This window comes from Streptomyces sp. CY-1 (assembly GCF_047218265.1).
GTDB lineage: Bacteria > Actinomycetota > Actinomycetes > Streptomycetales > Streptomycetaceae > Streptomyces > Streptomyces niphimycinicus.
Window position 1 is genome coordinate 8,791,852 of the sequence record NZ_CP178393.1, and the last position, 26,166, is coordinate 8,818,017.

Below are 26,166 nucleotides of genomic sequence, written 5' to 3' on the forward strand. Positions count from 1 at the left end.
CTCACAGGCCATATCCGCAGTGTCGGGCGGCTGGTGCTTACGTGTTTAATCACCGAGGCTGGCGCGTCATTACCTCATCACACTCAGGGAGTGAGCATGGGCTTTGACCTGGCCCGCCGTCGTTTTCTGTCGGCCGCGGGCGCGGCGGGTGTCGCGGGTGCCCTCGGGCTGGGCGGCTCCGAGGCGTTCGCGGCCTCCGGCCGTGGCTCGTCCGGATCCCGTGGCTCGTCGGGATCCCGTCGTTCGGCCGCGACGATCATCCACGGTGGGCGGGTGCTGACCGGTCTGCCGCATGTGCCGCAGCAGGAGGCCATCGCCGTGGGGAGGGACGGGAAGATCCTCGCGGTCGGCCCGGCGGCCCTGGTGCGGCGGCTGGCCGGCAGGGACACGGACTTCGTCGACGCCCGCGGTGGCACCGTCATGGCGGGGATCATCGATGCGCACGCACACTGCCTGGACGCCGGGTCGCGCTCCCTCAACCCCTCGCTCGGCGATGAGACGTACACCGTTGCCGCACTCCAGGCGAAGCTCACCGAGTTCCTGAACGCGAGCAAGGACCAGGAGCCGGACGGCTGGCTGGTGGTGGAGGACTGGAACCCGGTCGGCCTGCCCGCCGGGACCGAGACCCACCACCGCATCCTGGACGCGCTGCCGACCCACCGGCCGATCGCGCTCAGGGGCTCGGACGCCCACAACACCTGGGTCAACAAGCGCGCCCTGGAGCTGGCGAAGATCACGTCGAGTACCCCGGACCCGGCCGGTGGCCGCATCGTCCACGACTCGGCCGGAGCGCCGTCCGGACTGCTGAAGGACACCGCGCAGGACATCGCCGAGGGGGTGATTCCGCCGCCGGACAAGGACAAGCTGCTCGCCGCCGAGGCGAAGGCCCTCCGCCACGCGGCGTCCAGCGGCATCACCACGTACATGGACGCGGCCACCGAGGCCGAAGGACTCGGCACCTATGCGGGCCTGGCCGACTCGGGCCGGCTGCTCCAGCGGGTCATCCCGGCGCTGCGCCTGGACCTCGACCTCATCCGTGACCCGAAGGCCGCGCTGGCCTACGTCGAGGAGCAGCGAAAGAAGTACGCGGAGGTGCCGGGCCTGTGCTTCGGGACCGCGAAGGTCTTCCTCGACGGAGTGATCGAGTACCCCGCGCAGTCCGCCGCACTGCTGGAGCCGTACCTCGACGGCCACGGCAAGCCCACCGACAACCGCGGCGACCTGTACGTCAGCTCCACCGAGTACGGGCGCCTGTCGGCCGTACTGGACCGGGCCGGCTGGCAGATGCACGCGCACGCCATCGGTGACCGCGCGGTGCGCACCGCGCTGGACGGCTACGAGGCGGCGATACGGGCCAACGGCCGCCGTGGCAACCGGCACACCATCGCCCATCTCCAGATCGTGCACCCGGACGACTTCCGGCGCTTCGCGCCGCTGGGCGTGGTCGCCTGCATGCAGTTGCAGTGGGCGATTCGCGATGTGTGGACGGTGGATTCCCTCCTGCCCTACATCGGCCCGGAGCGCCACCGGCTGATGTATCCGGCACGCAGCCTGGAGCGGCACGGCGCGGCGCTGTCCGGGGGATCGGACTGGCCGGTGGACCCGCTCGACTCCTTCAACCAGATCCGCACCGCCATCGACCGGAAGGGCGACGACGGGGCGCTGTACCCGGAGCGGGAGAGCATCAGCCGGACCACCAGCCTGCGCATGCACACGGCGGGCTCGGCCCATCAGCTCCGCATCGACGGTGAGACCGGTGTGCTCACCCCGGGCCGGGCCGCCGATGTGATCGTGCTGGACCGGGATGTGACCCGGGTGCCGGTCAAGGACATCACCGGTACGAAGGTGCGGCTGACACTGGCGGGCGGCAGGCGGATCTGGGACGCGGATCAGCCGGACGCGCGGACCTCCGCCACCTCGTTCGGGGCCCGGCCCGCCTCCCTCGCCTCCGTGCACGGCCGCCATGCCGCCTGCGGCTGCCAGAGCTGACGGCCTGGCCACCTGGCATACCGCCTGCCTCGCCGGGCCCAGGGGGTGTCCGGCGGATCGTGATGCCTGCGGCGGGCTATTCCCCTCCCCGCCCCTTCCCTCAACTGGGGCTCCGCCCCGGACCCCGGGGGACGCAATCCAGCCCCTCCGGCGTTTGAGGAGCTGGGTCCGGGGCGGAGCCCCGGTGGGGGCCCGGGGCCGGGCCCCCTTAGTAGCCGACGGTGAAGTGTTCGTCCTCGCTCGGGCTCTCGAGCTCGTCGAGGACGGCCACGGCGAGATCCTCGGCCGAGATGAGGGACGCGCCGTCGGCGCCGGTGATGAGGGTCGTGGTGCCGCGTCGGTAGGTTCCGGTGCGCTCTCCGGGTTCGAGGACGGCGGGCGGGCTGAGATAGACCCAGTCGGCCGGATGCGCCCGGCAGGCGTCCAGTTGGGCGGCGCTGGCGGCGGCGATGGCGCGGAACTCCGGTGGCACATACTCCGGACTGTCGATCACCAGCCGGTCGGGGCGTCCCGGGATCCGCAGGGGTGCCGCGCCGCCGACGACGAGTATGCGCGTCCCGGCTGTCGCGGCCGCGGTGAGCAGCGCCGTCGTGGTCGTGACGGCGGTGTGTTCATGGCCGGGGGCGGGGCGGGTGGCGGCCACGATCGCGTCGGTTCCGGCGAACACCCGGTTCATCCGGCCGGGGTCGTTCGCGTCGCCCTCGGCGGCGGTCGCCCCGGGCGGCAGGGTGGTGGGCGGCTTGTCGCGGAACACCGCGACGAGGTCATGGCCCCGGCTCGTGGCTTCGGTGACGACGCGTGAGCCGACCATGCCCGCGGCTCCGACGACGGCGATCTTCATCGAGGTGTCCCTTCCGGGGTGGGGGTGGAAACGGAGTCGTGCGAGCGGGTGCGCGGCGGAAGCTGTCCCGCGACGATCGCGGCCAGTGAGAGCGCGAAGCCCACGAGTTGGATCGGGCCGAGTGTCTGGCCGAGCAGGACGGCGCCGAGAACGGCGGCGACCAGCGGCGAGAGCAGGGCGAGAACCGCGACCGAGGAGACGGGCAGGGCGGTGATGCCCTGGAACCACAGGGCGTAGGTGATCAGACCGCCGACCAGCCCCAGCCACAGGTAGCCGAGGGCGGCGGCCGGGTCGATCGCGGGCGGCGATCCCTCGACGAGGAAGGCGAGCGGCAGCAGAAACAGCCCTCCCGCGGTGAGTTGCCAGCCGGCGAAAGTGGCGGGACCGACGTCGGCGGGGCGCCCCCAGCGCTTGGTGAGCGTCACGCCGAGTGCCATCGTGGCCGCGCCGGCCAGGCCCGCCACGATTCCGGCGGTGTCGAGTGCCGCGTCCGGCCCGATCACCACCAGGCCGACGCCGACGACGCCCGCCACGGCCCACACCAGCCGCCGGGCGGACAGCCGCTCATGGAGCACGGTGACGGCCAGGACGGCGACGACGAGCGGCTGGGCCGCCGCCAGGGTCGCGGCGACGCCTCCCGGCAGGCGCTGGGCCGCGATGAACAGCAGCGGCAGGAACAGCCCGATGTTCAGCACGCCGAGCGCCGCGGCCTTCCCCCACCAGGCTCCGCGCGGCAGGGTGCGGGTGACCGCGAGCGCGATCAGCCCGGCGGGCAACGCGCGCAGGAGTCCCGCGAACAGTGGGTGGCCGTGGGGGAGAAGCTCGGTGGTGACGACATAGGTCGTGCCCCACACCGAGGGAGCGAGCGCGGTCAGGGCGGTGCGTGGCAGATTTCCGTGGCGGAGATTTCCGTGGCGGATTCCGCCGGCTCCGCCGGAGACCGCCCGTGTGGTGTGACGTGTCATGTCCCGCAGTCTCATCGAGCGGCAATCAATGAGTCCAATACATGTTTTTCACCCCATCCATCTTCATTCACGATGGATCCATGGAGCTTCAGCAGATGCGTTACGTCGTCGCCGTCGCCGAGACCAACAGCTTCACCCGGGCCGCCGAACGATGTCTGGTCGTCCAGTCCGCCCTCAGCCATCAAGTCGCCCGCCTGGAGCGGGAACTGGGCGCCAGACTCTTCGAGCGCACCAGCCGCCGGGTGCGGCTGACACCGGCCGGTGAGGCGTTCCTCCCGGCCGCCAGGCAGTGTCTGGACGCCGCAGAGCGCGCGGCCGCCGAGGTCGCCGCGGCCGTCGGAGAGGTGCGCGGACGGCTGGCCGTGGGCGTGATCTCCACCGTCACCGCGGTCGATATCCCCGGCGCGCTGCGTGACTTCCGCGAGCGGTACCCGCAGGTGCGCATCAGGCTGCGGGTGGCCGCGAGCGACGACCTCGTCGAGCAGGTCAAGGAAGGCGCCATCGACGTGGCGTTCCTCGGGCTGCCCACTACGGCGCGCCCCCAAGGCGTCGCCACCCATGAACTCGCGCGGGACCGGCTCGTCGCCGTGGTCGCGCCGGACCATCCGATCGCCGGGGAATCGGAGGTCGACCTGCGCCGGCTCTCCTCCGAGGTGTTCGTGGACCTTCCGGCCGGGACGGCCGGACGCGCCCAGTCCGACCTGGCCTTCGAGGCCGCCGGGCTGGGCCGTGTCGTCGGCTTCGAAGTGACCAGCGCGGACTTCATCGCCCGGCTCGTCCGGCCGGGCCTCGGCGTGGCCATGGTGCCCGCCGCCTACGTGCCCCATCTCGCCGGTGTCGTCACCATCGAGGTGGCCGACGCCCCGGCCCGTGTCGAGTACGTCGTCTGGAGCCGGTTCAGCCGCACCCCGGCGGCGACCGCCTTCCTCGCCGCGCTCGACATCCCGGCAGCGCACGGCTGACCCGCGTGGCGCGGCGCATCGGTCATGACGCGTCCCGGCGGGACCGGCGCATCGAGGAGGACCGGACCTCCAGACGGGTCTCGATCACCACGGGCGGCGGGGTGTGCGGCGGGTTCTCCACCAGGCTCACCAGCGCGTCGACGGCCGCCGCACCGGCCTGCTCCGGGGCCAGCGACACCGTGGACACGGGCGGGTCGGTGCGCCCGTAGGCCGGGTCCTCGCTGCTGCACACCACCATCAGGTCGTCCGGCACCGCGAGACCGCACCGCGTGGCCGCCTCCAGGACCTGGCGGCCACAGGGGTCGTACAGGGCGAACACCGCGTCCGGCCTGCTCCGCCCGCCGTCCCCGGTCAGCAGGGCGTCCAGCAGCGGTTCCTCGGAGCCGTCCTCGGCGAACGGGACCACGCACGGCCGCATCCCGGTGCCCGAGCACCACCGCCGGTAGGCCGTCACGCTCGCGCGGGTGTAGTACTCCTGGGTGGGCCCGGCGATCAGCGCGATCCGCTCCGCGCCCTGCCCGGCCAGATGTTCCAGGACACGGCGGGTCATGGCCTCGTGGTCGGTGTCGACCCAGGTCTCCCGCGCCCGCAGCTCGCCGGGACGGCCGTCGAACACCAACGGCAGGCCGCGGGCGCGCAGCAGCCGCACCACGGGGTCGCTGGGCGGACTGTCCACCAGTACCACCCCGGCGGCCGGCAGGGTGCGCCACATGTGCTCGGCGGGCCCCGAGGGCATCGCCATCAGCGCGTAGCCATGCCGATGGGCGGCGATGGTGGCCGCGCTGATGGCCCGGGCGAAGTACGGCACGCTCGCGAAGTCCCACGCACTCTCACCATGAGCGGTCACCGCGAGCCCCAGGGTGCGCCCGCCGCCGCCCGCCGGGCCGTAGCCGAGCGCACCGGCCACCGCCTTCACCCGGGCCCGCGTCGGCTCCGAGACCCGGCCCGTGCCGTTGAGCACGTTGGACACCGTCGCGGTCGACACCTCCGCCGCCCGTGCCACCTCCGCGATCGTCACCTTGGACACGCCCGGCAGAATACGCTCCCGCGCCACCCCCGACCGCCCCCGGCGCAGGCAGCCGCCGACCTCCGGGTGGGTGCGGCGCACCCACCCGCGGCTCCCTGGTCCTGATTAGCCTGGCCGTCGTGGAGAGCGAGAACAAACTCGGTGACTATCTGCGCGCCCGCCGTGCCATGACCGCGCCGCCCGACGTGGGATTCCCCGACGACCCCTCCCGCCGGGTTCCCGGTCTGCGGCGCGATGAGGTGGCGCTGCTCGCCGGGGTGAGCACGGACTACTACATCAGGCTCGAGCAGGGCCGTGAGCGGCACCCGTCCGAGCAGGTGCTCCAGGCCATCGCGCGGGCGCTGAGGCTCGACGACGCGGCGGCGGCGCATCTGTTCCGGCTCGGCCTGCCCGTCCTCGGGCCGTCCGGGTCATCGACGGCGACCGTCAGTCCCGAGCTGCGGCGGCTGATGGACGGCATGCACGACGTGCCCGCCTTCGTCGTCGGCGCGGCCCAGGACGTCCTCGCCGCGAACGCGATGGCGCGGGAGCTGTACCGCGGTTTCGCCCGCTACGACAACCTGCTGCGGATGATCTTCCTCGATCCCTTCGCCCAGGAGTTCTACGGCGACTGGGAGAAGGCGGCACGGACCGCGGTGAGCAATCTGCGGGCGTCCTCGTCGCGGTTCCCGGGCGATGAGCGCATCGAACGCGTCGTCGGCGAACTGAGCGTGCGCAGCCCCGCGTTCGCCACCTTGTGGGCGCGCTACGAGGTCCGCCCGCGCACCCACGAGGACAAGCACTTCCGGCACCCGCGGGTCGGTGAACTCCATCTGCACTTCGAAGCGCTGGCCGTCACCAGCGCCCCGGGCCAGCATCTGTCCGTCTACAGCGCGGAGCCCGGCAGCACCAGCGGCGATGGCCTGATCCTGCTGGGCCGGCTCGCCGAGCAGAGCGCCGCCTCCGCCGAGCAGAGCGCCACCTCCGCCGGGCAGAGCACCGAACTCACCGACGCCGGATGACGGCCACGCCCGCCAAGTCCACCTCCCCTTGAGCACCTTCACCGACGAAAGACCGATCCATGCTGCTGCCCTTCGACGAGGCGGGCCACGGGCACGCCGTCGTCCTGCTCCATGCCCGGCCCACGGACCGCACCATGTGGCGGGCGCACCTTCCGCTGCTCGCCGAGGCCGGCGTGCGGGCCATCGCCCTGGACCTGCCCGGCCACGGTGCGGCGCTCGTGCCCGACGGGCGCGTGGTCGCACCCTGGGCGGACGTCCTCGCCACGCTCGACCACCTCGGGGTCGACCGCTTCGTACTGGCCGGGAACTCGCTCGGCGCGCTGGTGGCGCTCCAGGTGGCTGTCACGGCACCCGGCCGGGTGGCGGGCCTGGTCCTGGTGGGCTACCGCCCCCATGACCAACCAGCTTCCCCTCGTCTGCGGCGGGCCTGGGACAGCGAGAGAGCGGCACTGGACGCCGGTGACATCGACGCCGCCGTACGGGCCGGGGTCGACGCCTGGACGGCGGCGGACGCACCCCGCGAAGCGCGGGCGCACGCGACCCGCATGCTGCGCGACCAGTTGCGGTCCCAGCTCACCCATGGCGAAGCGGCCCAGGTGGCGGACCCGCTGGACGAGGACCCGGCCGCGCTGCGCACCCTCGGCGTCCCGGCCGTGGTGGGCGTCGGCGAGCGCGACATGCCCGACTTCTTCGAGGGCGGCGAGAGCCTGGCGCATGAGCTGGGCGCGGATGGCGTGGTGGTCATTCCGGGCGCGGGACATCTCGCACCGCTGGAACAGCCCGCGGCCTTCTGCGACCTGGTCGTGAACGTCATGAAGGGTGAGTAGCCCCGCGGCCCCGACCGGGACCGCGCCCGGTGTCCCGGCGGCTCACATCTGGGTTTCGGAGGTGGGTGCGAGCTGATGGCGGCCGGTCAGCCAGTCGCGGCGCAGGAGCAGCAGAGTGCTCTCCACGTCCCGGACATCGGTGGCCGGCAGCCGTACCTCGAAGCGGGTGCCGGGCCGCCCGTCGGGCCGGTCCAGTACGGCGATCCGTCCCCGGTGCAGGTCGATCTGCTGGGCGACCAGGGTCAGGCCGAGGCCCGAGCCGGGGCTGTCCGGGCCCCGCCGGAACCGCTGGAAGACCTCCTCGCGGCGCTCGGGAGGGATGCCGGGGCCGTGGTCGTCCACCGTGAGCACCGCGACCGGCTCACGCGGGTCGCGGGACGCGCGCAGGGTGACCTCGATACGGGCCGTACCGTCGGCGGCGCGGCCATGGGTCCAGGCGTTGGTCAGCAGATTGTCCACCGCCGAGCGCAGCCCCTCCTCCCAGCCGTGCACCAGCAGCCCCGTGGTGCTGTCTACGGACACCTCGGCGCCCGCGTGGGTGCGCCGCAGATCGGAGACCGACGCGTCCACCAGCTCCGCCAGGTCCAGCGACGCGAACGCGTCCGCCTCGACCAGATCGCCCTGCGCGAGTGCCCTGAGCATCACCAGCAGCCCGAGCAGCCGGGCGTGCTCGCGCCCCAGGTCCTCCAGCACCTCCGCCCGGTCGCCGGGATCCAGGCCGGGGTGGTCGGTGAGGATGTCGATGTTGGTGCGCATGCTCATCAGCGGGGTGCGCAGCTCATGGGACGCGTTCGCGGCGAACGCGCGGGCGGTGGCCAGCGCCTCCCCGGTGCGTTGGACCTGCTCGTCGTAGCGGGCGAGCACCGTCTGCACGGTGTACGCGAGGTCGTCGACCTCGGCGATCCGGGTCGGGGCGTGCTCCAGGCGCGTGGCGCTGGTCCTGGGGTCCAGGCCGCTGGTACGCCGCTGCAACCGCCGCAGCGGCAGGACCGCCCGGGTGGCGATGGCCCAGGTGGTGGCCCCGGCCAGCGGCGCGGCCAGCAGCGCCCCGAGCACCACCCGCCGGCGCACCAGCGCCAGCTCCTCCTCGGCGGTGTCCGGCGAGAACAGCCACAGATTCGGCGGCGCGTTGCCCTTCTTCGCGGCACCGACCCGCAGTGACAGGGCCAGCCAGTCCGTGTCGCCCGAGGCCACGGTGACCGGCTTCGGCGCGCTGCGGGGCAGCGAGGGGAACGGATCGGGCTGCGGACCGGCCGTGACCGTGCCCCCGGGGGCCCCGGGCGCGGTCAGCCGGACGCCCACGTCCCGCGCGGAGTTGACCAGCCGCCGCTGCCGCGCCTGCTCCATGACCGGGCGGTCGGCCCCGGCCACCTCCAGGTACGCCTTGGCGTTCTTGGCCAGGACCGTCGCGCGGGCGCGCAACTGGGAGTCCTGGCGCGCCCGCAGATCATCGGTGACCAGATGCAGCAGCAGCCAGCCGGAGGCCAGCACCAGCAGGGGCACGCTCAGGCCGACCGCGAGGGCGATACGGGTGGACAGCTTCACGGTGCCTCCCCGGCAGGCAGACGCTCGCCGTCCGTGTGCCGCGGCCACCGCCGTACCGCCGCGTCGTCGTCCACCCTGGGCACTCGCCCGTCCCTGCCCGCCATGCTCACCCCTGTCTCGCGGCGTCCGAACGAGTCCGTCCGAGGAGACCGATCAAATCATCGTCATGACCCGTGTCTCCATACCGAGCGGACCGCCGGACGACGGGGCCGGAGACCATGAGCGCTCCGGCGACGTCGTACACGGTGGTGCGGGACAGCCCGCACGGCGTCCCCAACTGACCGCGTGTCAGCGGGCCGTGCTCGGGCAGCAGACGCAGCACCAGCGCCTCGTGTCCCTTGCGTGGTCCGGTACGACGTGTGGCCAGGCGTCGTACCGGAGCCGGGACGTCAGGAGCCGAGAGCCTCGGTGAGCGCGTCGGCCAGGGTGGTGGTGGGCCGGCCGATCAGCCGGCGCAGATCCGAGGAGACGGTGAAGAGCTCGCCGCGCCCCAGCCCGAGGTCCGAGTCGGCGAGGACCTCGGCCAGTTCGGCGGGCAGCCCGGCGTCGAGCAGCGCACCGCGGTACCGCTCGGCGGGGAGGTCGTTGTAGACGACCCTCTGGCCCGAGGCGGTGGACAGCGCGGCGGCCAGCTCCGCGAGGGTGAAGGCGGTGTCCCCGCCCAGTTCGTACACGGAGCCGGCGTGGCCCTCGGAGGTCAGGACGGTGGCCGCGGCTTCCGCGTAGTCGCGTCGCGCGGCGGCGCTGACCCGGCCGGTACCGGCACTGCCGGGCACGGCTCCGGTCTCCAGATAGACCGGGATCTGGGACGTGTAGTTGTCCAGGTACCAGCCGTTGCGCAGCACGACCCAGGCCACGCCGCTGTCGCGCAGATACCGCTCCGTCTTCGCATGGGCGTCGGCCAGGATCATGTTCGCGGAGTGTGCGTTGAGCGTGCTGGTGTAGGCGATCAGTCCGGCACCGGCCCGCTTGGCCGCGTCGATGGCACGGGTGTGGTTGTCGAACCGCTCGCCGACGGTCGTCGTCGACACCAGCAGGACCTTCCGCGCACCCTTGAACGCCTCGGCGAGGCCCGCGGAGTCGGCGAAGTCGGCCTGCCGCACCTGGACGCCCCGCTCGGCCAGATCGGCCAGCCGGTCGGTGTTCCGCCCGGTGGCGATGATGTCGTGCGGCGCCACTCCGCGGCGCAGCAGGTCCGCCACGACGAGTCGGCCGAGCTGGCCGGTGGCTCCGGTAACGGCGATGGACATGTCTCTACTCCTGGTACGTAGTTCCGAGGGGCTTGAACGCCCCTCGGAAGTACATCCGAGAGACTCCCCATTGGGAAGTGACCACTTTTTGGTTGGGTAACTCTCCAAAAGAGAGCATCGAGTAGGCTGGCGTGTCGGAGAAGCCGGACGAGGCCGGTGAACGAGGCTGAGGAGAACACGGGCATGGCGAATGCACCGCGCACCGACTGGGATCCGTACGCCGGAGGCTGTCCGTCCCGTGACGTCCTCGACCGCATCGGCGACAAGTGGACCGTGCTCGTCCTCGGCGAACTGGCGAATTCCGGCGCCAAGCGGTACACGGCGCTGCGCAGAAGGCTGGACGGGGTGAGCGAGAAGATGCTCACGCAGACGCTGCGCGCCCTGGAGCGGGACGGTCTGGTCCGCCGGACCGTCCATCCCGAGATCCCGCCCCGGGTCGAGTACGAGCTCACCGAACTGGGCGTGACCCTGCGCGGGCCGCTGCTGGCGCTGACGGACTGGTCGATGCTTCACATGAACGAGGTCCTGGAGGCGCGGGCCGCCTACGACCAGGGCAAAGAAGCCTCGCCCGAGTCGGAAGGCCGAGGCGGCTGAGCCGGGGCGGCTGAGCCGGGGCGAGGGCCGGCGGTCGGCCCGCTCGTTCCCGGCTCAGATGTGGGGGAACGGTTCGGTCAGCGAGGTGAGTACGTGGTCGGCCTCGGCGGCCCGTAGCTCCTCGGCGGTGTAGTGGCCGCTGGCGACCCCGACCGCGGTCGCGTTCGCCGCGCGCGCGGCCTCGATGTCGCGAGGGGTGTCCCCGATCACGTAGACGTCGGAGCGGGCCAGATCGTGTCCGTGCAGCCGGGCGGCCTTGGCCATCGCCAGCCGGGTGATCTCCGCCCGGTCCGGGGAGTCCGAACCGTAGGCGCCGAAGACGAAATAGCGGCCCAGTCGGCCCGGTTCCATCTTGATCCTGGCCGCGCCCTCCATCGCGCCGGAGATCAGCCCGAGGATGATCCCCGCGTCCGTGATCCGCCGCAGGGTGTCCTCGACGCCGTCCAGGACGCGATACCCCTCCGACACCCGGATGTCCTCCGACAGATGCCAGAGATACGCGGCGTAGAGGCGGGCCATCTCATCGTGACTGGGCTCGCGGCCGAGCACGGCCCGGAAGGTTTTCCGGCCGACCTGTGGATCGGTCTCCCCGGCCGAGGTGTGGTCCCCGATATCGGCGGCCACACCGTGCAGCCGGTCGAACGCCCAGGCCCAACTCCGTTTTCCCGAGCCTCCGGTGTGCACCAGCGTTTCGTCGATGTCGAAGAGCGCTGCTATCGGTCCGGCCATGGCATTCTCCTCCGGCTCCGCCTGTCTCCAGGGTGCGTGATGGCGCCGGGGGCGGCCAGTTGCGTCGCCGCGGCGTTGGTGGTGCGGTTGACATGACGGAGCTAGCGCCCCCGAACCGATTCCAGCTCCATGGCGAGGAGATTCCGCCTGGAGATGGTTTTGGCAAGGGCGGCAAGACGGTGGCCGCGACGCTGGGCAAGCTCGGCCGGCGCGTGGTGATGGTCGAGCGGTCGGCGAAGATGTACGGCGGCACCTGCCCGAACGTCGGCTGTGTGCCGAGCAAGGCACTGGTCCACCACTCCCACAAACGCCGCCCGCAGGACGTGCCACAGGAGTGATACGAGCGCTCCGTCACCGAGGTACAGGCGCTGACCAAGTTGTTCCGCGGCGAGAACTACGACGCGTTGGACGGCCTGGACACCGTCACGGTGCTCACCGGAGCCGCGGCGTTCACCGATCCGCACACCGTGCGGGTCGAATGCGCCGACGGACCCCTGACGATCATCGCCGAGACGATCCTGATTGGACGAGGGCATCGAGATCGTCACCGGTGCGCACACCACGGAAGTCCGGGACGGCGAAAGCTCGGCGACCGTCGTCTACGAAAAGGACGGCCGACCGCACACGGTGGAGGCCGACGCGGTCCTGGCCGCCACCGGCCGCGCACCGGTCATCGGCGATCTGGCGCTGGAGGCCGCCGGTGTGCGCGTCACCGAGCGCGGGGCGGTCGAGGTCGATGAGCATCTGCGCACCAGCAGGCCGCATATCTTCGCCCTCGGAGACGTCAACGGCGGGCCGGAGTTCACCTATGTCTCCCTCGACGACAGCCGTATCGTCCTCGACCAGCTTCTCGGCGAGGGCAAGCGCTCCACCGACGACCGGGTCGCCATCCCGCACACCGTCTTCATCACCCCGCCGCTGGCCTCCGTCGGGCTCACCGAGAAACAGGCCCGGGCCGCGGGGCACCAGGTGAGGATCGCGAGCCGGCCGGTCGCCGAGATCGCGGCGATGCCGCGTGCGTACATCGTCGAGGACACCCGCGGGATGATGAAGTTCGTGCTCGACGCCGAGACCGACGAGATCCTGGGCGCCGCCCTGCTCAGCGTGGACGCGCAGGAGATGATCAACACCGTCGCGCTCGCCATGCGGCACGGCATCAGGGCGCATGAGCTCCGCAACGCCGTCTACACCCACCCCAGCTCCACCGAAGCCTTCAACGACGTCCTCGCGACACGTCTCCGGACCCGCCTGCGGACACCCGCGAGCCCCGGCGGCCGAAGTTGAGGGTGGATACGGGCGAGCCTAGGCTGGTGGCAGTGGGCACACGAGATGGCCCACACTCGGCCGAACGCCCCACCATCGTGTCTGGCACGGCGGTCCCTCCCCAACCGGACCCGCCCCATCGCACGGCCGCCGCTCGGCTCCGGCCCTTATGGCCAGGCCCGTGGACGCAGTGCACAAGCGCAGACAGCCATCGAGCGCGCAGACATCCATCGAGCGCACGGAGGGCGGCCATGACCGACCTGGACACGCTGTCGGTGAACACGATCCGCGGACTGTGCATGGACGCGGTGCAGAAGGCGAATTCGGGGCACCCCGGCACGCCGATGGGGATGGCGCCCCTCGCGTACACCCTGTGGCAGCGGTTCCTTCGCTTCGACCCCGCCGATCCGATCTGGCCGAACCGTGACCGTTTCGTGCTCTCCGAGGGCCACGCCTCCGCCCTGCTCTGGTCGCTCCTCCATCTGACCGGCGTGCGCACGGTCGACCCCGAGTACGAGGTACTGGGCCGTCCGGCGGTGACCCTCGACGATCTCAAGTCCTTCCGGCAGCTCGACTCGCGCTGCCCCGGCCACCCCGAGTACCGGTGGACGAGCGGCGTCGAGACCACCACCGGCCCGCTCGGTCAGGGAGTCGCCACCTCCGTGGGCATGGCGATCGCCGGCCGCTGGCTGGCGGCGCGGTTCAACCGCCCGGACTTCCCGCTCTTCGGCTTCGATGTGTACGCGCTCGCCGGGGACGGCTGCATGATGGAGGGCGTCTCCTCCGAGGCGGCGTCGCTGGCCGGACACCTGCGGCTGTCCAACCTGTGCTGGATCTACGACTCCAACCGGGTCACCATCGAGGGCCACACCGACATCACCTTCACCGAGGACGTCGCCGCCCGCTTCCTGGCCTACGGCTGGAACGTGACCACCGTCGCCGACGCCAACGACCTCGACCGGATCAGCCGCGCCTTCCACACCTTCCATGCCGAGGCAGCCCGCCCGACCCTGATCCTCGTCCACAGCCACATCGGCTACGGCTCACCGGTCGAGGACTCACCGAAGGCACATGGAGCGCCGTTCGGGCCGGAGGGGGTCAGAGCCACCAAGCGCGTCCTCGGCCTTCCGCCGGACGCCGACTTCCACGTACCCGACGGTGTGCCCGACTGGTTCGCCCGGGGCATCGGCGCCCGCGGCGCCGAACTGCGCACCGACTGGGAGAAGATGTTCGACGCCTATCGCGGTGCGTACCCCGATTTCGCCGACGAGCTGGAGCGCATCCAGCGCCGTGAGCTCCCGGACGGCTGGGACACCGCGCTGCCCACCTTCCCGGCCGATCCGAAGGGCCTGGCCAGCCGCGATTCTTCGGGTCAGGTGCTGAACGCGGTGGCCAAGGCGGTGCCCTGGGTCCTCGGCGGGTCCGCCGACCTGACGCCGTCGACCAAGACCCGGCTGACCTTCGGGGGAACGGGCGACTTCCAGCCCGGGGTCCGGTCCGGGCGCAATCTGCACTTCGGTGTCCGGGAACACGCGTCCGCCGCCGTCGCCAACGGAATGGCGCTGACCAAGCTCCGCCCGTACTGGTCCGGATTCCTGATCTTCTCCGACTACGCCAAGGCGGCCATCCGCCTCTCCGCGCTGATGGAGATCCCCACCGTGCACATCTTCACCCACGACTCCATCGGGGTCGGCGAGGACGGCCCCACCCACCAGCCCGTCGAGCAGCTCGCGGGGCTGCGCGCCACGCCCGGGCTGCTGGTCTTCCGCCCGGCCGACGCGAACGAGGTCGTCGAGACCTGGCGGGTGGTCGCCGCCCTCCGCCGGGAGCCGGCCGCGCTGGTCCTCTCCCGCCAGCCCCTGCCCACCCTGGACCGCGATCGGCTCGCGGCGGCCAGTGGTGTCGCGTGGGGTGCCTATGTGCTGGCGGACACGGACCGGGGCGAGCCCGAGGTGATCCTGCTCGCCACCGGCTCCGAGGTGGCGCTCGCCCTGGCCGCGCACGAGGAGCTCACCGCCGAGGGCATCGCCTCCCGAGTGGTGAGCATGCCGTGCTGGGAGCTGTTCGACCGTCAGCCGAGGGAGTACCGCGACCGGGTGCTGCCACCCGCGGTGACCCGGAGGGTCGCGGTGGAAGAGGGCTCCACCTTCGGCTGGGACCGGTATGTCGGCCCCGGCGGGGCCATCGTCGGAATGCACACCTTCGGCGCCTCCGCACCCCTCAAACAACTGCTCACGAAGTTCGGATTCACCCCGGAGCGCGTCGCGCAGGTGGCGCGCGAGCTGGTGGCTCCGGGCTGAGCGGGCCATGACGTGACAGGAGAGCACATGGCTACCGACACCCCCATGCAGCTCGGCATGATCGGGCTCGGCCGGATGGGTGCGAACCTCGTACGCCGGCTGACGCGCGACGGCCACCACTGTGTGGTCTATGACGTCAACGAGAGCGCGGTCAGGGAGCTGGAGGGCGAGGGCGCCGTCGCCGCCCGCTCACTCGGCGATCTGGTGGCGAAGCTGGAGCGGCCACGGGCCGTCTGGCTGATGCTGCCCGCCGCCGTCGTACAGTCCACCCTCGATCAGCTCACCGACCTCCTCGACCCGGACGACGCGGTCATCGACGGTGGCAACTCCTACTACCGCGACGACATCACCCGCGCGGCCCAGCTCGCGCCGCACCGGCTGCACTATCTGGACTGCGGAACATCGGGCGGTGTATGGGGACTTGAGCGCGGCTACTGCCTCATGATCGGCGGCGAGCAGGAGCCCGTGACCCGGCTCGACCCCATCTTCCGGACCATCGCGCCCGGCACCGGCACCGCCGAGCCGACACCGAGCAGACACGCCAACGGGTCGGCGCCGGAAGGCTATCTGCACTGCGGTCCGAGCGGGGCCGGCCACTTCGTGAAGATGGTCCACAACGGGGTCGAGTACGGAATGATGGCCGCGATCGCCGAGGGGCTCAGCATCATCGAGCACGCGGACGCCGGGCTGCGCAAGCGCTCCGCGGACGCGGAGACCACCCCGCTGCGCGAGCCGGAGGCGTACCAGTACGAGATCGACGTCGGCGAGGTCGCCGAGGTGTGGCGGCGCGGCTCGGTCGTGGGCTCCTGGCTTGTCGACCTCACCGCGGACGCGCTGGCCCGGTCACCGAAGCTGGACGAGTTCACCGGGCGCGTCTCGGACTCCGGTGAAGGGCGATGGACGGTACGGGCCGCGGTCGACGAGGGCGTACCCGCCGCCGTGATCACCACGGCGCTCACCGACCGGTTCGCGTCCCGGGGTCTCGGCGAGTTCGCCGACCGGGTGCTGTCCGCCATGCGCAGCGAGTTCGGCGGACACGCCGAGAAGCGGAGTGGGCGATGAGCGGCCCGGACGACCATGTGATCGTGCTCTTCGGCGCCACGGGGGACCTCGCCAAGCGCAAACTCCTGCCCGGGCTGTTCCACCTCGCCACGGCGGGCCTCCTGCCCGACAACTACCGCATCGTGGGCTCGACACCGGCCCGTTCCGCCATGAGCGACGACGCGTTCCGCACCCTGGCACATGACGCGGTCGCCACCTTCGGACGGTCCAAGCCGACCGGGCCGGTGTGGAAGACCTTCGAGGAGTCGCTGTCCTTCGGCGCCGCCGACCCGCAGGACCCGGGCCCGCTGCTCGCCGCCGTACGGGCCGCGGAGGACTCCCTCGGCGGGCCGTCACGCCGACTGTTCCACCTGGCCATTCCGCCCTCGGCGTTCGCGTCCATCATCGGCCTGCTCGGCGACACGGACCTGGCAAAGGACGCGAAGGTGATCGTGGAGAAGCCCTTCGGCACCGATCTCGCGTCGGCACAGGCGCTCAACGAGACGATCCACACCGTGTTCGACGAAACCCGGGTCTTCCGCATCGATCACTTCCTCGGCAAGGAGTCGGTGGACAACATCCTCGCCCTCCGCTTCGCCAACGGGATGTTCGAACCCATCTGGAACCGGGACCACATCAGCTATGTGCAGATCGATGTGCCCGAGACGCTCGGCCTCGAAGGCCGTGCCCACTTCTACGAAGGCACCGGGGCCTTCCGCGACATGATCGTCACGCATCTGATCCAGGTGCTCGGCATCGTGGCGATGGACCCACCGGTCTCGCTCGCCGCCCAGCCGTTGCGCGACGAGAAGGACAAGGTCTTCGAGGCGCTGCGCCCCATCGAACCCGCGCATGCCGTGCGCGGCCAGTACGAGGGCTACCGCGACGAACCGGGGGTCGCCCCCGACTCGTCGACCGAGACCTTTACCGCGCTGCGAATGGAGGTGGACAACTGGCGGTGGGCCGGAGTCCCGTTCCATCTGCGCTCCGGCAAGAACCTCGCCCAGCGCCGCCAGGTGATCACCCTCGGACTGCGCGAACCGCCACTGCGGATGTTCGCCACCGACCTCGCCGCTCAGCGGCAGGACCGCGGCAACAAGATCGTGATCGACTTCGGGGACCCCGGGTGGATCGCCGCCGCCTTCCTCGCCAAGGAGCCCGGCCCCGCCATGCGGCTCGAACCGGCGACGATGTCCTTCGGCTACGCCGGCTCCTTCTGCGAGGAGAACGGACTCGAAGGCTATGAACGCCTGATCCTGGACGCCATGCTGGGCGACCAGTCGCTGTTCACCCGGTCCGACGGCATCGAACACATCTGGCGGGCGTCCACGCCCCTCCTCGAGAACCCACCGCCGGTCCAGCCGTACGCCCCCGGCTCATGGGGCCCGGAACCGGCCATCACCGACCTGATCGCACCACACCCGTGGCATCTGCCGGAAGCCGTCCAGATGTTCCCCGGAACCGGAACCGGCACATGACCGACCGACGCTGCGCATGGGCGCTGAGCTCTGACGCGATGGCGGCCTACCACGACGCGGAGTGGGGCCGCCCCGCCCACGACGATCGGCACTTGTTCGAAATGCTCCTCCTGGAAGGGGCCCAGGCGGGGCTGTCCTGGTCGACCGTGCTCAACAAGCGCGAGAACTACCGCCGCGCCCTCGACGGATTCGACCCCGAGATCATCGCCTCCTACGGCCGGTCACGGCTGGACGAGCTGCTCGCGAACGACGGCATCATCCGCAACCGGCTGAAGATCGCCTCGACAGTGAAGAACGCCCGCGCCTTCCTCGGCATCCAGGAAGCCTTCGGCTCTTTCGACACCTACCTGTGGGACTGGGTGAAGGGCACCCCCATCGTGAACCACCCGTCGCCCGGCGATCCGCTTCCGAGCAGCACAGACCTCTCCGACCGCATCGCCAAGGACCTCAAGCGCCGCGGGTTCACCTTCGTCGGCACCACGATCGTCTACGCCTATCTCCAGGCGGTGGGGGTCGTCGACGACCATGTCGACGGCTGTCCCGCGAAGTCGGGCTGGAGGCCCGTCCGATCGCGAGCGGCCATCCGCGGGGCTACGGTGAAATGGGGGTCTCGCATCGTGATCGAGAAGTTCGGTGGACCGGACAGCCTCGTCTATACGGAGCTACCCCCTGGCCATGCTGCGCCGAGGCGGCCGCGCCTGCCTGGCGGGCTCGACCCGATCAGGGACTTCAACCCGCTGCTTCAGATGTCCAGCGGCGTCTACCTGACCTTCTTCGGCAGCTTTGTGTTCGGGACGCCCGGTTTCCCGCTGTCCGATGTGCCGCTCCAGGCGATCGCCGCGCCCGCTGGTTCGACGGTTGTCTCCGGAGGACCGGGACCCACCTCGCCGAGGCGTGTCTCGGGTGGCGAGAATCGGGAGCTGTTTGGCATTCTCGCCGCTGTTTGACTCGTCGGGGCATTCATAGGCTCTTGGCATCAACCGCTGACGAGAAAGCTCCTCACATGACCGACGGGAACAAGAGCACAAAGAATTTCGCCCGGCGCACGGTGCTGCAACACGGCGCCGGTATCGCCGCGGTGGGAGCGATATCCGCGCTCACCACCGCGGCATCCGCCACGCCTGCCGCCGCACGCACCACGGGGGCGAAGTCGGCAGCGGGCACCCTGCCCTCGACCGTGGCCGGAGTCCGCATCCCCGATAGCAGACTCGCCCGGGAAGCCGCGACCTACGCACAAGGCGTGTGCTCCGAGACAATCTTCAATCATTCCCTGCGGACGTATCTCTTCGCCTCTCTGATATTCGACCGGCGCGGCGTCGCCTATGACCGGGAACTCGTATTCCTCGCCGCGGTTTTGCATGACCTCGGACTGATGGAGGCGTTCCAGACCCCGACCGAGCGCTTCGAGGTCGACGGCGCCGATGCCGCGCGGAAGTTCCTGACGCAACGGTATATGCCCGCCGAACGAGCGGAAGTGGTCTGGGACGCGATCGCCCTGCACACCAGCGTCGGCATCGCGACGCGGAAGAGGCCGGAGATCGCCATGATCTCCGTGGGCTCCGGTATGGATTTCGCCGGAAACGACCTGAAGCAGATCCCGTCCGACGCTCTTCAGGACGTGCTCACCACCTTCCCCAGGAAGGGCTTCAAGAAGGACGCGGTCGACAAGATGATCTCGCTGTGCCGCACCAAGCCCATGGCGGAGCTGATGCACCCCTTCGCCGAGGTCGGCCGCCGTCATATCCCCGATTTCGCGGTGCCCACCGTGGAGGATCTGGTGCTCGCCGCGCCCTTCACGGAGTGATGGAGCCGTCCCGGTACGGCGCCACCGGACGGCGGGCGAGGGCGCCGCGCGAGGTTGGCGCGGCGCCCCATGGGTCCGGTCCACCGGCCGGATGAGGGTCGGGTCGTAGGCGTACGCCGTGCCGCGACCGTTCGGCCGCTACGCCGCGATGACGGCCGCCGTGGTGCGACCGCCGTCGACGTCCAGCACGATGCCGTGGACGAACGCGGCCTCGTCACCGGCGAGATAGACCGCGGCGTGCGCGATGGCCTGCGGACTTCCGATGCCCCCGGCCGGGGTGCCGTTCATCATGACGTCGCCCGGGTGCACCTCGCCGGGTACGGGGGTGTGGACCACTCCGGGAGAGATCGCGTTCACCCGCACCCCGCGCGGGCCGAACTCGGCGGCCCAGGCGCGCGTCAGGGTCTCCATCGCGCCCTTGGAGGAGCTGTAGAGCGCGCCGACGGGGATGCCCAGCCGGGCGACCCAGGACCCCAGATTGATGATCGCCCCGCCACCGGCCTCGGCCATGGCCGGGGCGACCGCGGCGGTCAGGAGGAACGGCGCCTTCACATTCACCGCGTAGACGCGGTCGAAGGTCTGCTCATCGGTGTCCGCGGTGCTGTCACCGGGGTAGACACCGGCGTTGTTGACCAGGACGTCGATGCCCCCGCCCAAGGCGGACGTCGCCGCCTCGGCCAGGGCGCGGGACGCCTCCGCGCTTCCGTCCAGATCCGCCTGTACGAAGTCGGCCCGGCCGCCCCGCGCGCGAATGGCGCCGACGACCTCCGCGCCCCGCTCGGCGCTGCGCCCGGACACGATCACGTGTGCGCCCTCGGCGGCGAACAGCTCCGCGATCGCCCGTCCGATGTTGCTGGTCGCACCGGTTACCAGCGCCCTCTTGTCCTTCAGCCGTCCACTCATCACGCGCTCCTGCCACGCTCGTTACCCGCACCATCGATGTCCCGCGGGACACGACCTCGATCTCGGTCGGGTCGTACGCGCGGGCACCGCCCGGATCCGCCCGGGGGCCATGCCACTGTGCGAAGAAAAAAATGGACTTGCAAGTCCATTCGTCGCGGGCCGGGGCGACCCGCCCGCCCGCCGCCACCCCGGTCAGGCCGCGGCGCGCCGCAGATCCCCGATGCCCTGATCGAGCGCGGCCCGCAGATGCTCGGCCCGGCCGGTCGACTGGAGAATCGCCACGCCGCCCTGGATGCCCGCCAGCAGGGCGGCCGCGCGGTGCTCGACGTCCAGATCGGCGGGCAGGTGTCCGGCCGTCTGGAGGGCCCGGATACCGGTGGCCAGGCTCCCCTGCCACTGGCGCATCAATGCCACCACCACATCCCGGGCGCCCGGGGTGGAGCGGCCGAGATGCAGGACCAGCGAGCCCAGCGGACACTCCTCGCCCTGCTCCTCGTAGCGCTCGACCACCACATCGCGCCACCGCTGCCACGCCTCCCAGGAGTCCAGGCACCCGAGATAGGGCTGCTGGTCCGCGAGGACCTGGTCGGCCTCGTGGTACGCGACCGCCAGCAGCAGCTCGTCCTTCCCGGTGGGGAAGTAGTGGAACAACTGGCTCTTGCTGGTGTGGGTGCGAGCCATGACGTCATCGAGGGTGGCGATCGACACGTCCTTCTCGCGCAGCACCGCGGCCGCGCCCTCGATGATCCGGTTCCGGGTGGCCTTCCCCTTTGCCGTCAGCTCCTTGCGCATGACGTCCCCTCTCGACTGGACTGACTGGTCCAGTCTACTGAGCGAGGTTCCTGGTCAGGGGCCGGGCGCCTCATCCGTGGTCGGCCAGCGCGGCATTGAGCTGGACGACGTTCACCCGCCGCTCGCCCAGGAAGCCGAGTACGCGGTCCTCGACGTGGGCGGTGACCAGCGCGTGCACGGTCGACGGTCGCAGACCGCGGGTCTTGGCGACCCGGTTCACCTGTTCATAGGCGTACGCCGGGGAGATATGCGGATCGAGGCCGGAGCCGGAGGCGGTGACCGCGTCGGCCGGGACGTCCCTGGGGGCGACACCGTCGAACCTCGCGATCGCGGCCCGCCGCGCCTCGACCGACCGCACCAGGACCGGGTTGTTGGGGCCGAGGTTGGAGGCGCCGGTGGCCAGGGGGTCGTAGCCGCCGGCGGACGGGCGGGGCTGGAACCAGGCGGGATCGGGCCTGAGCGTCTCCTTGGGATTCCCCGGGTGTGCCTTGGGGAGGGCGAAGTTCTGGCCGATCAGGCTGGAGCCCATGACCGTGCCGTGCCGGGTGATCCGTGAGCCGTTGGCCTCGTGCGGGAAGGCGCCCTGGGCCACTCCGGTGACGGCGAGCGGGTAGAGGACGCCGGTGACGACGGTGAGCACGAGCAGGATCCGCAGGGCGGACAGGTGGGTACGGACCGCGGTGGGAAGCGAGCGGGTCATGGCGGTGCCTTCTTCCGGGTCGTCCTGACTGGTTGTCCTGACGGGTCGTCCTGGCGGGCAGTCGGTCAGCGGAGTCCGGGGATGAACTGGATGACCAGGTCGATGAGTTTGATGCCGAGGAAGGGCAGCACGAGCCCACCGAGGCCGTAGACCCCGATGTTGCGGCCGAGCAGGTCCGCCGCCGAGGAGGGCCGGTAGCGGACACCGCGCAGGGCGAGCGGGATCAGCGCGACGATGATCAGCGCGTTGAAGATGATCGCGGAGGCGATGGCCGACGTCGGGCTGTGCAGCCGCATGACGTTGAGCTTCTCCAGGCCCGGATAGACCACGGTGAACATCGCGGGGATGATGGCGAAGTACTTCGCCACGTCGTTGGCGATGGAGAAGGTGGTCAACGCGCCACGTGTGATGAGCAGTTGCTTGCCGATCTCCACGATCTCGATGAGCTTGGTGGGGTCGGAGTCCAGGTCGACCATGTTCCCGGCCTCCTTGGCGGCCGACGTACCGGTGTTCATGGCCACCCCGACGTCCGCCTGCGCCAGCGCCGGGGCGTCGTTGGTGCCGTCGCCGGTCATCGCCACCAGCTTGCCGCCCGCCTGCTCCCGCCGGATGAGCGCCATCTTGTCCTCGGGCGCGGCCTCCGCCAGGAAGTCGTCCACCCCGGCCTCCTCCGCGATGGCCCGCGCGGTCAGCGGATTGTCGCCGGTGATCATGATCGTGCGGATGCCCATCCGCCGCAGCTCATCGAACCGCTCCCGCATCCCGTGCTTCACCACGTCCTTGAGGTGGATGACGCCGAGCACCCGGGCGGCCGCGCCGTCGGCACGTTCGGCCACCACCAGCGGGGTGCCGCCCTCCTGCGAGATCCGGTCCACGACCGCCTGGACATCGGCGCCGGACCGGCCACCGTGCCCGGCCACCCAGCCGGCGACGGCCGAGGCGGCGCCCTTGCGCACCTGACGGCCGCCGATGTCCACCCCGCTCATCCGGGTCTGGGCGGTGAAGGGCACGAACCGGGCCTCGCCCAGCTCACCCTCGTCCCGCGCCCGCAGCCCGGACGTCTCCTTCGCCAGGACCACGACCGAACGGCCCTCCGGCGTCTCATCGGCCAGCGACGACAACTGGGCGGCGTCCGCCAGCTCTTCGACCGCCGTCCCGCCCACCGGCAGGAACTCGGCGGCCTGCCGGTTGCCGAACGTGACGGTGCCGGTCTTGTCCAGCAGCAGGCTGTTGACGTCCCCCGCGGCCTCGACGGCGCGGCCGGACAGGGCGAGGACATTGCGCTGGACGAGGCGGTCCATACCGGCGATGCCGATCGCGGACAGCAGCGCGCCGATGGTGGTGGGGATGAGCGCGACCACCAGCGCGACCAGGACCACGATGGACTGCTCGGCCCGGGCGTAGATCGCGAACGGCTGAAGGGTGACCACGGCGAGCAGGAAGATGATGGTGAGCGAGGCGAGCAGGATGTTCAGCGCGATCTCGTTCGGCGTCTTCTGCCGCGCCGCGCCCTCCACCAGCGCGATCATCCGGTCGATGAAGGTCTCGCCGGGCTTGGAGGTGATCTTCACGACGATCCGGTCCGACAGCACCTTCGTACCGCCGGTGACCGCCGAACGGTCGCCGCCGGACTCGCGGATGACCGGCGCCGACTCGCCGGTGATCGCCGACTCGTCGACCGAGGCGACGCCCTCGACCACGTCCCCGTCCCCGGGGATGAGCTGCCCCGCCTCGACCAGCACATGGTCGCCCAGCCGCAGTTCCGCGGCCGGTGCCTCCTCCTCCGCCGCATCCGTCGCCCCCGGCCGCCAGTCCACGAGCCGGCGGGCGACCGTGGCGGTCTTCGTCCGCCGCAGCGTCTCCGCCTGGGCCTTGCCCCGCCCCTCGGCGACGGCCTCCGACAGCGTGGCGAAGAGGACGGTCAGCCAGAGCCATACGGTGATGACCCAGGCGAACACGCTGGGACTCCGGCAGGCCAGCGCGGTGGTGAGCAGCGCGCCGACCTCCACCACGAACATCACCGGGCTTCTGACCATGCCCCGCGGGTCCAGCTTCCTGGCGGCGTCGGGGAGGGAGGCGAGGAGCTGTTTCGGGTCGAGCAGACCGCCGGAGACGGGGCGGGACGGTGAGGACACTACTGGAGCCCTTCCGCGAGCGGTCCCAGCGAGAGAGCGGGGAAGTAGGTGAGGCCGACGACGATGAGGACCACGGCGGTCAGCAGACCGACGAACTGCGGCCGGTGGGTGGGCAGCGTCCCGGCCGTGACCGGCACCGGGGCCTGCCCGGCGAGCGACCCGGCCAGCGCCAGCACGAACACCATCGGCAGGAAGCGGCCGAAGAGCACGACGAGGCCGAGTGCGGTGTTGTACCAGACGGTGTCGACGCCGAGTCCGGCGAAGGCGGAGCCGTTGTTGTTGGCGGCCGAGGTGAAGGCGTACAGCACCTCGGAGAAGCCGTGCGGCCCGGGGTTGAGCATCCCCGCGCGCTCACCGGGCAGCGCCATCGCCAGGCCCGCACCGACCAGCACGACCGCGGGGGTGGTCAGGATGTAGAGGGAGGCGAACTTCATCTCCCGCCCGCGCAGCTTCTTGCCCAGATACTCGGGCGTACGTCCCACCATGAGCCCGGCCACGAACACCGCGATGACCGCCAGGACGAGGATGCCGTAGAGGCCGGATCCGGTGCCGCCGGGCGCGATCTCGCCCAGCATCATGTTGAAGATCGTCATCCCGCCGCCGAACGGCGCGTACGAGTCGTGGGCGGAGTCGACCGCGCCGGTGGAGGTGAGGGTGGTGGAGGCGGCGAAGAGGGCCGAGGCCCAGATGCCGAATCGCTGTTCCTTGCCCTCCGTCATACCGCCCGCGGCGTGGCCCGCCTGGCTGCTGACGCTGTGCAGCTCGGTGACGGTGACGACGGCGACCGAGACGGCCCAGATCAGCGCCATGACCGCCACGATCGCGTAGCCCTGGCGGTTGTCCCCGGTCATCCGGCCGAAGGTGCGCGGCAGCGCGGCGGAGATCACCAGCAGGAGGTAGATCTCCAGCCAGTTGGTGAAGGCGTTGGGGTTCTCGAAGGGGTGGGCGGAGTTGGCGTTGTAGAAGCCGCCGCCGTTGGTGCCCAGCTCCTTGATGACCTCCTGCGAGGCCACCGGGCCCCCGGTGACGCTCTGGTGGCCCCCGGCGATGGCCGGGATGGATTCGGCGCCGTGGAAGTTCTGGATCACACCGCCCGCCGCCAGCACGATCGCGAAGACGAACGCGAGGGGGAGCAGGACCCGCAGCACGATCCGCGTCAGATCCACCCAGAAGTTGCCGACCCGGTCGGTCTCCTTACGGGTGAAGCCGCGGATCAGGGCGGCGACGACGGCGATGCCCACCGCCGCCGAGACGAAGTTCTGCACCGCGAGCCCGGCCATCTGCACCAGATGCCCCAGGGCCGCCTCGCCGGAGTACGACTGCCAGTTGGTGTTGGTGACGAAGGAGGCGGCGGTGTTGAAGGACTGGGCCGGAGGCATCGGCGGTCTGCCGAGCGACAGCAGCAGATGGTTCTGGAGCCGCAGGAATCCGTACAGGAAGAGCACCGAGACCGCGGAGAACGCGAGCACCCCGCGCAGATAGGCGCTCCACCCCTGATCGGCGTCCCCGTCCACCCCCGCCAGCCGGTGGACCAGCCGCTCGGCGCGCAGATGCCGGGGCGCGGTGAGGACGCGGGCGATGTAGTCGCCCAGCGGCCGGTAGGAGAGGGCCAGGGCCGCCACCAGTGCCAGCACCTGGAGCCAGCCCGCGAGGGTGCCGCTCACTAGAACCTCTCCGGGAAGATCAGGGCCAGCACCAGATAGCCGAGCAGGGCCCCGGCCACGATCAGCCCCACGAGGTTGTCGGCGCTCACAGCCGGCCCGCCCCCTTCGCGACCGCGCCGATGACGGCGAACACGGCGATGGTCAGGACGATGAACACCACATCTGACATGCGGACAACTCCCCGGTGGGTCGGGTCGTAAGGGCCGCCGTGACCGCGTATCACCTCGGCCACCGACGCCCCTTGTTAGCGCGACCCCGACGCCCCGCCCGACGATGTCGACGGTGTTTTGGCGCAAATCGGGCCGATGGAGTGAACGGCGGTATCGGAACCCGGTCGTCGGGCGCCGCCGTCCCGA

25 protein-coding genes are annotated in these 26,166 nt (G+C 71.1%); 12 read left to right on the forward strand and 13 right to left on the reverse strand.

Going from position 1 to position 26,166, the window contains the following annotated elements; all coding sequences use genetic code 11:
• Nucleotides 1-96: 96 nt before the first annotated feature.
• A complete protein-coding gene (locus ACK1X7_RS37770) occupies nucleotides 97-1,989 on the forward strand; it encodes an amidohydrolase (RefSeq protein ID WP_413116321.1) in 1,893 nt (630 codons plus the stop codon).
• Between the two features lie 208 nt (nucleotides 1,990-2,197).
• On the opposite strand, the gene ACK1X7_RS37775 is transcribed toward ACK1X7_RS37770, so the two are convergent.
• Complete coding sequence (locus ACK1X7_RS37775; protein WP_413116322.1) at nucleotides 2,198-2,830, reverse strand: NAD(P)-dependent oxidoreductase; 633 nt, start codon at nucleotides 2,828-2,830, stop codon at nucleotides 2,198-2,200.
• Nucleotides 2,827-3,684 carry an EamA family transporter gene (locus tag ACK1X7_RS37780; protein WP_385149118.1) on the reverse strand — a complete coding sequence of 286 codons (858 nt, stop codon included), beginning with the start codon at nucleotides 3,682-3,684 and terminating at the stop codon, nucleotides 2,827-2,829. Before ACK1X7_RS37780 ends, ACK1X7_RS37775 begins: the two co-directional genes overlap by 4 nt.
• 191 nt (nucleotides 3,685-3,875) lie before the next feature.
• On the opposite strand from ACK1X7_RS37780, the gene ACK1X7_RS37785 reads away from it, so the two are divergent.
• A complete protein-coding gene (locus ACK1X7_RS37785) occupies nucleotides 3,876-4,757 on the forward strand; it encodes a LysR family transcriptional regulator (protein ID WP_413116323.1) in 882 nt (293 codons plus the stop codon).
• 22 nt (nucleotides 4,758-4,779) lie between these two features.
• Here the strand turns inward: ACK1X7_RS37785 and ACK1X7_RS37790 are convergent, their stop codons facing one another.
• Nucleotides 4,780-5,865 carry a LacI family DNA-binding transcriptional regulator gene (locus ACK1X7_RS37790; protein WP_398158663.1) on the reverse strand — a complete coding sequence of 362 codons (1,086 nt, stop codon included), beginning with the start codon at nucleotides 5,863-5,865 and terminating at the stop codon, nucleotides 4,780-4,782.
• A gap of 38 nt (nucleotides 5,866-5,903) precedes the next feature.
• Here ACK1X7_RS37790 and ACK1X7_RS37795 point away from each other — a divergent pair, with 38 nt between their 5' ends.
• A complete protein-coding gene (locus ACK1X7_RS37795) occupies nucleotides 5,904-6,785 on the forward strand; it encodes a helix-turn-helix domain-containing protein (protein ID WP_413116324.1) in 882 nt (293 codons plus the stop codon).
• A gap of 59 nt (nucleotides 6,786-6,844) precedes the next feature.
• A complete protein-coding gene (locus tag ACK1X7_RS37800; RefSeq protein ID WP_385149103.1) occupies nucleotides 6,845-7,612 on the forward strand; it encodes an alpha/beta fold hydrolase in 768 nt (255 codons plus the stop codon).
• A gap of 42 nt (nucleotides 7,613-7,654) precedes the next feature.
• Here the strand turns inward: ACK1X7_RS37800 and ACK1X7_RS37805 are convergent, their stop codons facing one another.
• Both ACK1X7_RS37805 and ACK1X7_RS37810 read right to left on the reverse strand, forming a co-directional pair.
• Nucleotides 7,655-9,157: a sensor histidine kinase gene (locus tag ACK1X7_RS37805; protein WP_413116325.1), complete on the reverse strand. Its 1,503-nt coding sequence runs from the start codon at nucleotides 9,155-9,157 to the stop codon at nucleotides 7,655-7,657.
• A 389-nt stretch (nucleotides 9,158-9,546) separates the two neighbouring features.
• Entirely contained in the window at nucleotides 9,547-10,407 is an 861-nt protein-coding gene (locus ACK1X7_RS37810) for an SDR family oxidoreductase (protein WP_390794495.1), read from the reverse strand.
• A gap of 183 nt (nucleotides 10,408-10,590) precedes the next feature.
• Between ACK1X7_RS37810 and ACK1X7_RS37815 the strand changes: the two genes are divergently transcribed.
• Nucleotides 10,591-11,001 (forward strand): winged helix-turn-helix transcriptional regulator, encoded by a 411-nt coding sequence (locus ACK1X7_RS37815; protein ID WP_385149095.1) that lies wholly within the window; start codon nucleotides 10,591-10,593, stop codon nucleotides 10,999-11,001.
• A gap of 54 nt (nucleotides 11,002-11,055) precedes the next feature.
• Here the strand turns inward: ACK1X7_RS37815 and ACK1X7_RS37820 are convergent, their stop codons facing one another.
• A complete protein-coding gene (locus ACK1X7_RS37820) occupies nucleotides 11,056-11,730 on the reverse strand; it encodes an HAD family hydrolase (RefSeq protein ID WP_385149092.1) in 675 nt (224 codons plus the stop codon).
• Nucleotides 11,731-11,822: 92 nt separating this feature from the next.
• On the opposite strand from ACK1X7_RS37820, the gene ACK1X7_RS37825 reads away from it, so the two are divergent.
• The 7 genes from ACK1X7_RS37825 to ACK1X7_RS37855 all read left to right on the forward strand — a co-directional run bounded on the left by ACK1X7_RS37825 (nucleotide 11,823) and on the right by ACK1X7_RS37855 (nucleotide 19,616).
• A complete protein-coding gene (locus tag ACK1X7_RS37825) occupies nucleotides 11,823-12,068 on the forward strand; it encodes an FAD-dependent oxidoreductase (RefSeq protein ID WP_413116326.1) in 246 nt (81 codons plus the stop codon).
• 184 nt (nucleotides 12,069-12,252) lie between these two features.
• Nucleotides 12,253-13,014 carry an FAD-dependent oxidoreductase gene (locus ACK1X7_RS37830; RefSeq protein WP_385149089.1) on the forward strand — a complete coding sequence of 254 codons (762 nt, stop codon included), beginning with the start codon at nucleotides 12,253-12,255 and terminating at the stop codon, nucleotides 13,012-13,014.
• Nucleotides 13,015-13,244: 230 nt separating this feature from the next.
• A complete protein-coding gene (gene tkt / locus ACK1X7_RS37835) occupies nucleotides 13,245-15,293 on the forward strand; it encodes a transketolase (RefSeq protein ID WP_398158666.1) in 2,049 nt (682 codons plus the stop codon).
• Between the two features lie 27 nt (nucleotides 15,294-15,320).
• Entirely contained in the window at nucleotides 15,321-16,355 is a 1,035-nt protein-coding gene (gnd, locus tag ACK1X7_RS37840) for a phosphogluconate dehydrogenase (NAD(+)-dependent, decarboxylating) (RefSeq protein ID WP_385149083.1), read from the forward strand.
• Nucleotides 16,352-17,812, forward strand: coding sequence for a glucose-6-phosphate dehydrogenase (gene zwf, locus ACK1X7_RS37845; protein WP_390794492.1), 1,461 nt, complete (start codon nucleotides 16,352-16,354; stop codon nucleotides 17,810-17,812). Before gnd ends, zwf begins: the two co-directional genes overlap by 4 nt.
• Complete coding sequence (locus ACK1X7_RS37850; protein ID WP_413116327.1) at nucleotides 17,809-18,759, forward strand: DNA-3-methyladenine glycosylase I; 951 nt, start codon at nucleotides 17,809-17,811, stop codon at nucleotides 18,757-18,759. Before zwf ends, ACK1X7_RS37850 begins: the two co-directional genes overlap by 4 nt.
• Before the next feature lie 56 nt (nucleotides 18,760-18,815).
• Nucleotides 18,816-19,616: an HD domain-containing protein gene (locus tag ACK1X7_RS37855; protein WP_390794490.1), complete on the forward strand. Its 801-nt coding sequence runs from the start codon at nucleotides 18,816-18,818 to the stop codon at nucleotides 19,614-19,616.
• Nucleotides 19,617-19,754: 138 nt separating this feature from the next.
• Here the strand turns inward: ACK1X7_RS37855 and ACK1X7_RS37860 are convergent, their stop codons facing one another.
• The 7 genes from ACK1X7_RS37860 to ACK1X7_RS37890 all read right to left on the reverse strand — a co-directional run bounded on the left by ACK1X7_RS37860 (nucleotide 19,755) and on the right by ACK1X7_RS37890 (nucleotide 26,042).
• On the reverse strand, nucleotides 19,755-20,519 hold the full coding sequence (locus tag ACK1X7_RS37860) for an SDR family NAD(P)-dependent oxidoreductase (RefSeq protein ID WP_385149069.1): 765 nt from the start codon (nucleotides 20,517-20,519) through the stop codon (nucleotides 19,755-19,757).
• A gap of 192 nt (nucleotides 20,520-20,711) precedes the next feature.
• A complete protein-coding gene (locus ACK1X7_RS37865) occupies nucleotides 20,712-21,311 on the reverse strand; it encodes a TetR/AcrR family transcriptional regulator (RefSeq protein ID WP_385149066.1) in 600 nt (199 codons plus the stop codon).
• A gap of 70 nt (nucleotides 21,312-21,381) precedes the next feature.
• A complete protein-coding gene (gene kdpC / locus ACK1X7_RS37870) occupies nucleotides 21,382-22,011 on the reverse strand; it encodes a potassium-transporting ATPase subunit KdpC (RefSeq protein ID WP_390794488.1) in 630 nt (209 codons plus the stop codon).
• 65 nt (nucleotides 22,012-22,076) lie between these two features.
• Complete coding sequence (gene kdpB / locus ACK1X7_RS37875; protein ID WP_413116328.1) at nucleotides 22,077-24,146, reverse strand: potassium-transporting ATPase subunit KdpB; 2,070 nt, start codon at nucleotides 24,144-24,146, stop codon at nucleotides 22,077-22,079.
• The gene (kdpA, locus tag ACK1X7_RS37880) at nucleotides 24,146-25,810 is read right to left on the reverse strand and encodes a potassium-transporting ATPase subunit KdpA (protein WP_385149057.1); all 1,665 of its coding nucleotides are present in this window, start codon (nucleotides 25,808-25,810) and stop codon (nucleotides 24,146-24,148) included. The genes kdpB and kdpA overlap by 1 nt, the downstream gene beginning before the upstream one ends.
• Nucleotides 25,810-25,899, reverse strand: a complete 90-nt coding sequence (gene kdpF, locus ACK1X7_RS37885) for a K(+)-transporting ATPase subunit F (RefSeq protein ID WP_385149054.1) — start codon at nucleotides 25,897-25,899, stop codon at nucleotides 25,810-25,812. The genes kdpA and kdpF overlap by 1 nt, the downstream gene beginning before the upstream one ends.
• Nucleotides 25,896-26,042 (reverse strand): hypothetical protein, encoded by a 147-nt coding sequence (locus ACK1X7_RS37890; protein ID WP_385149051.1) that lies wholly within the window; start codon nucleotides 26,040-26,042, stop codon nucleotides 25,896-25,898. Before ACK1X7_RS37890 ends, kdpF begins: the two co-directional genes overlap by 4 nt.
• Between the last annotated feature and the right edge of the window lie 124 nt (nucleotides 26,043-26,166).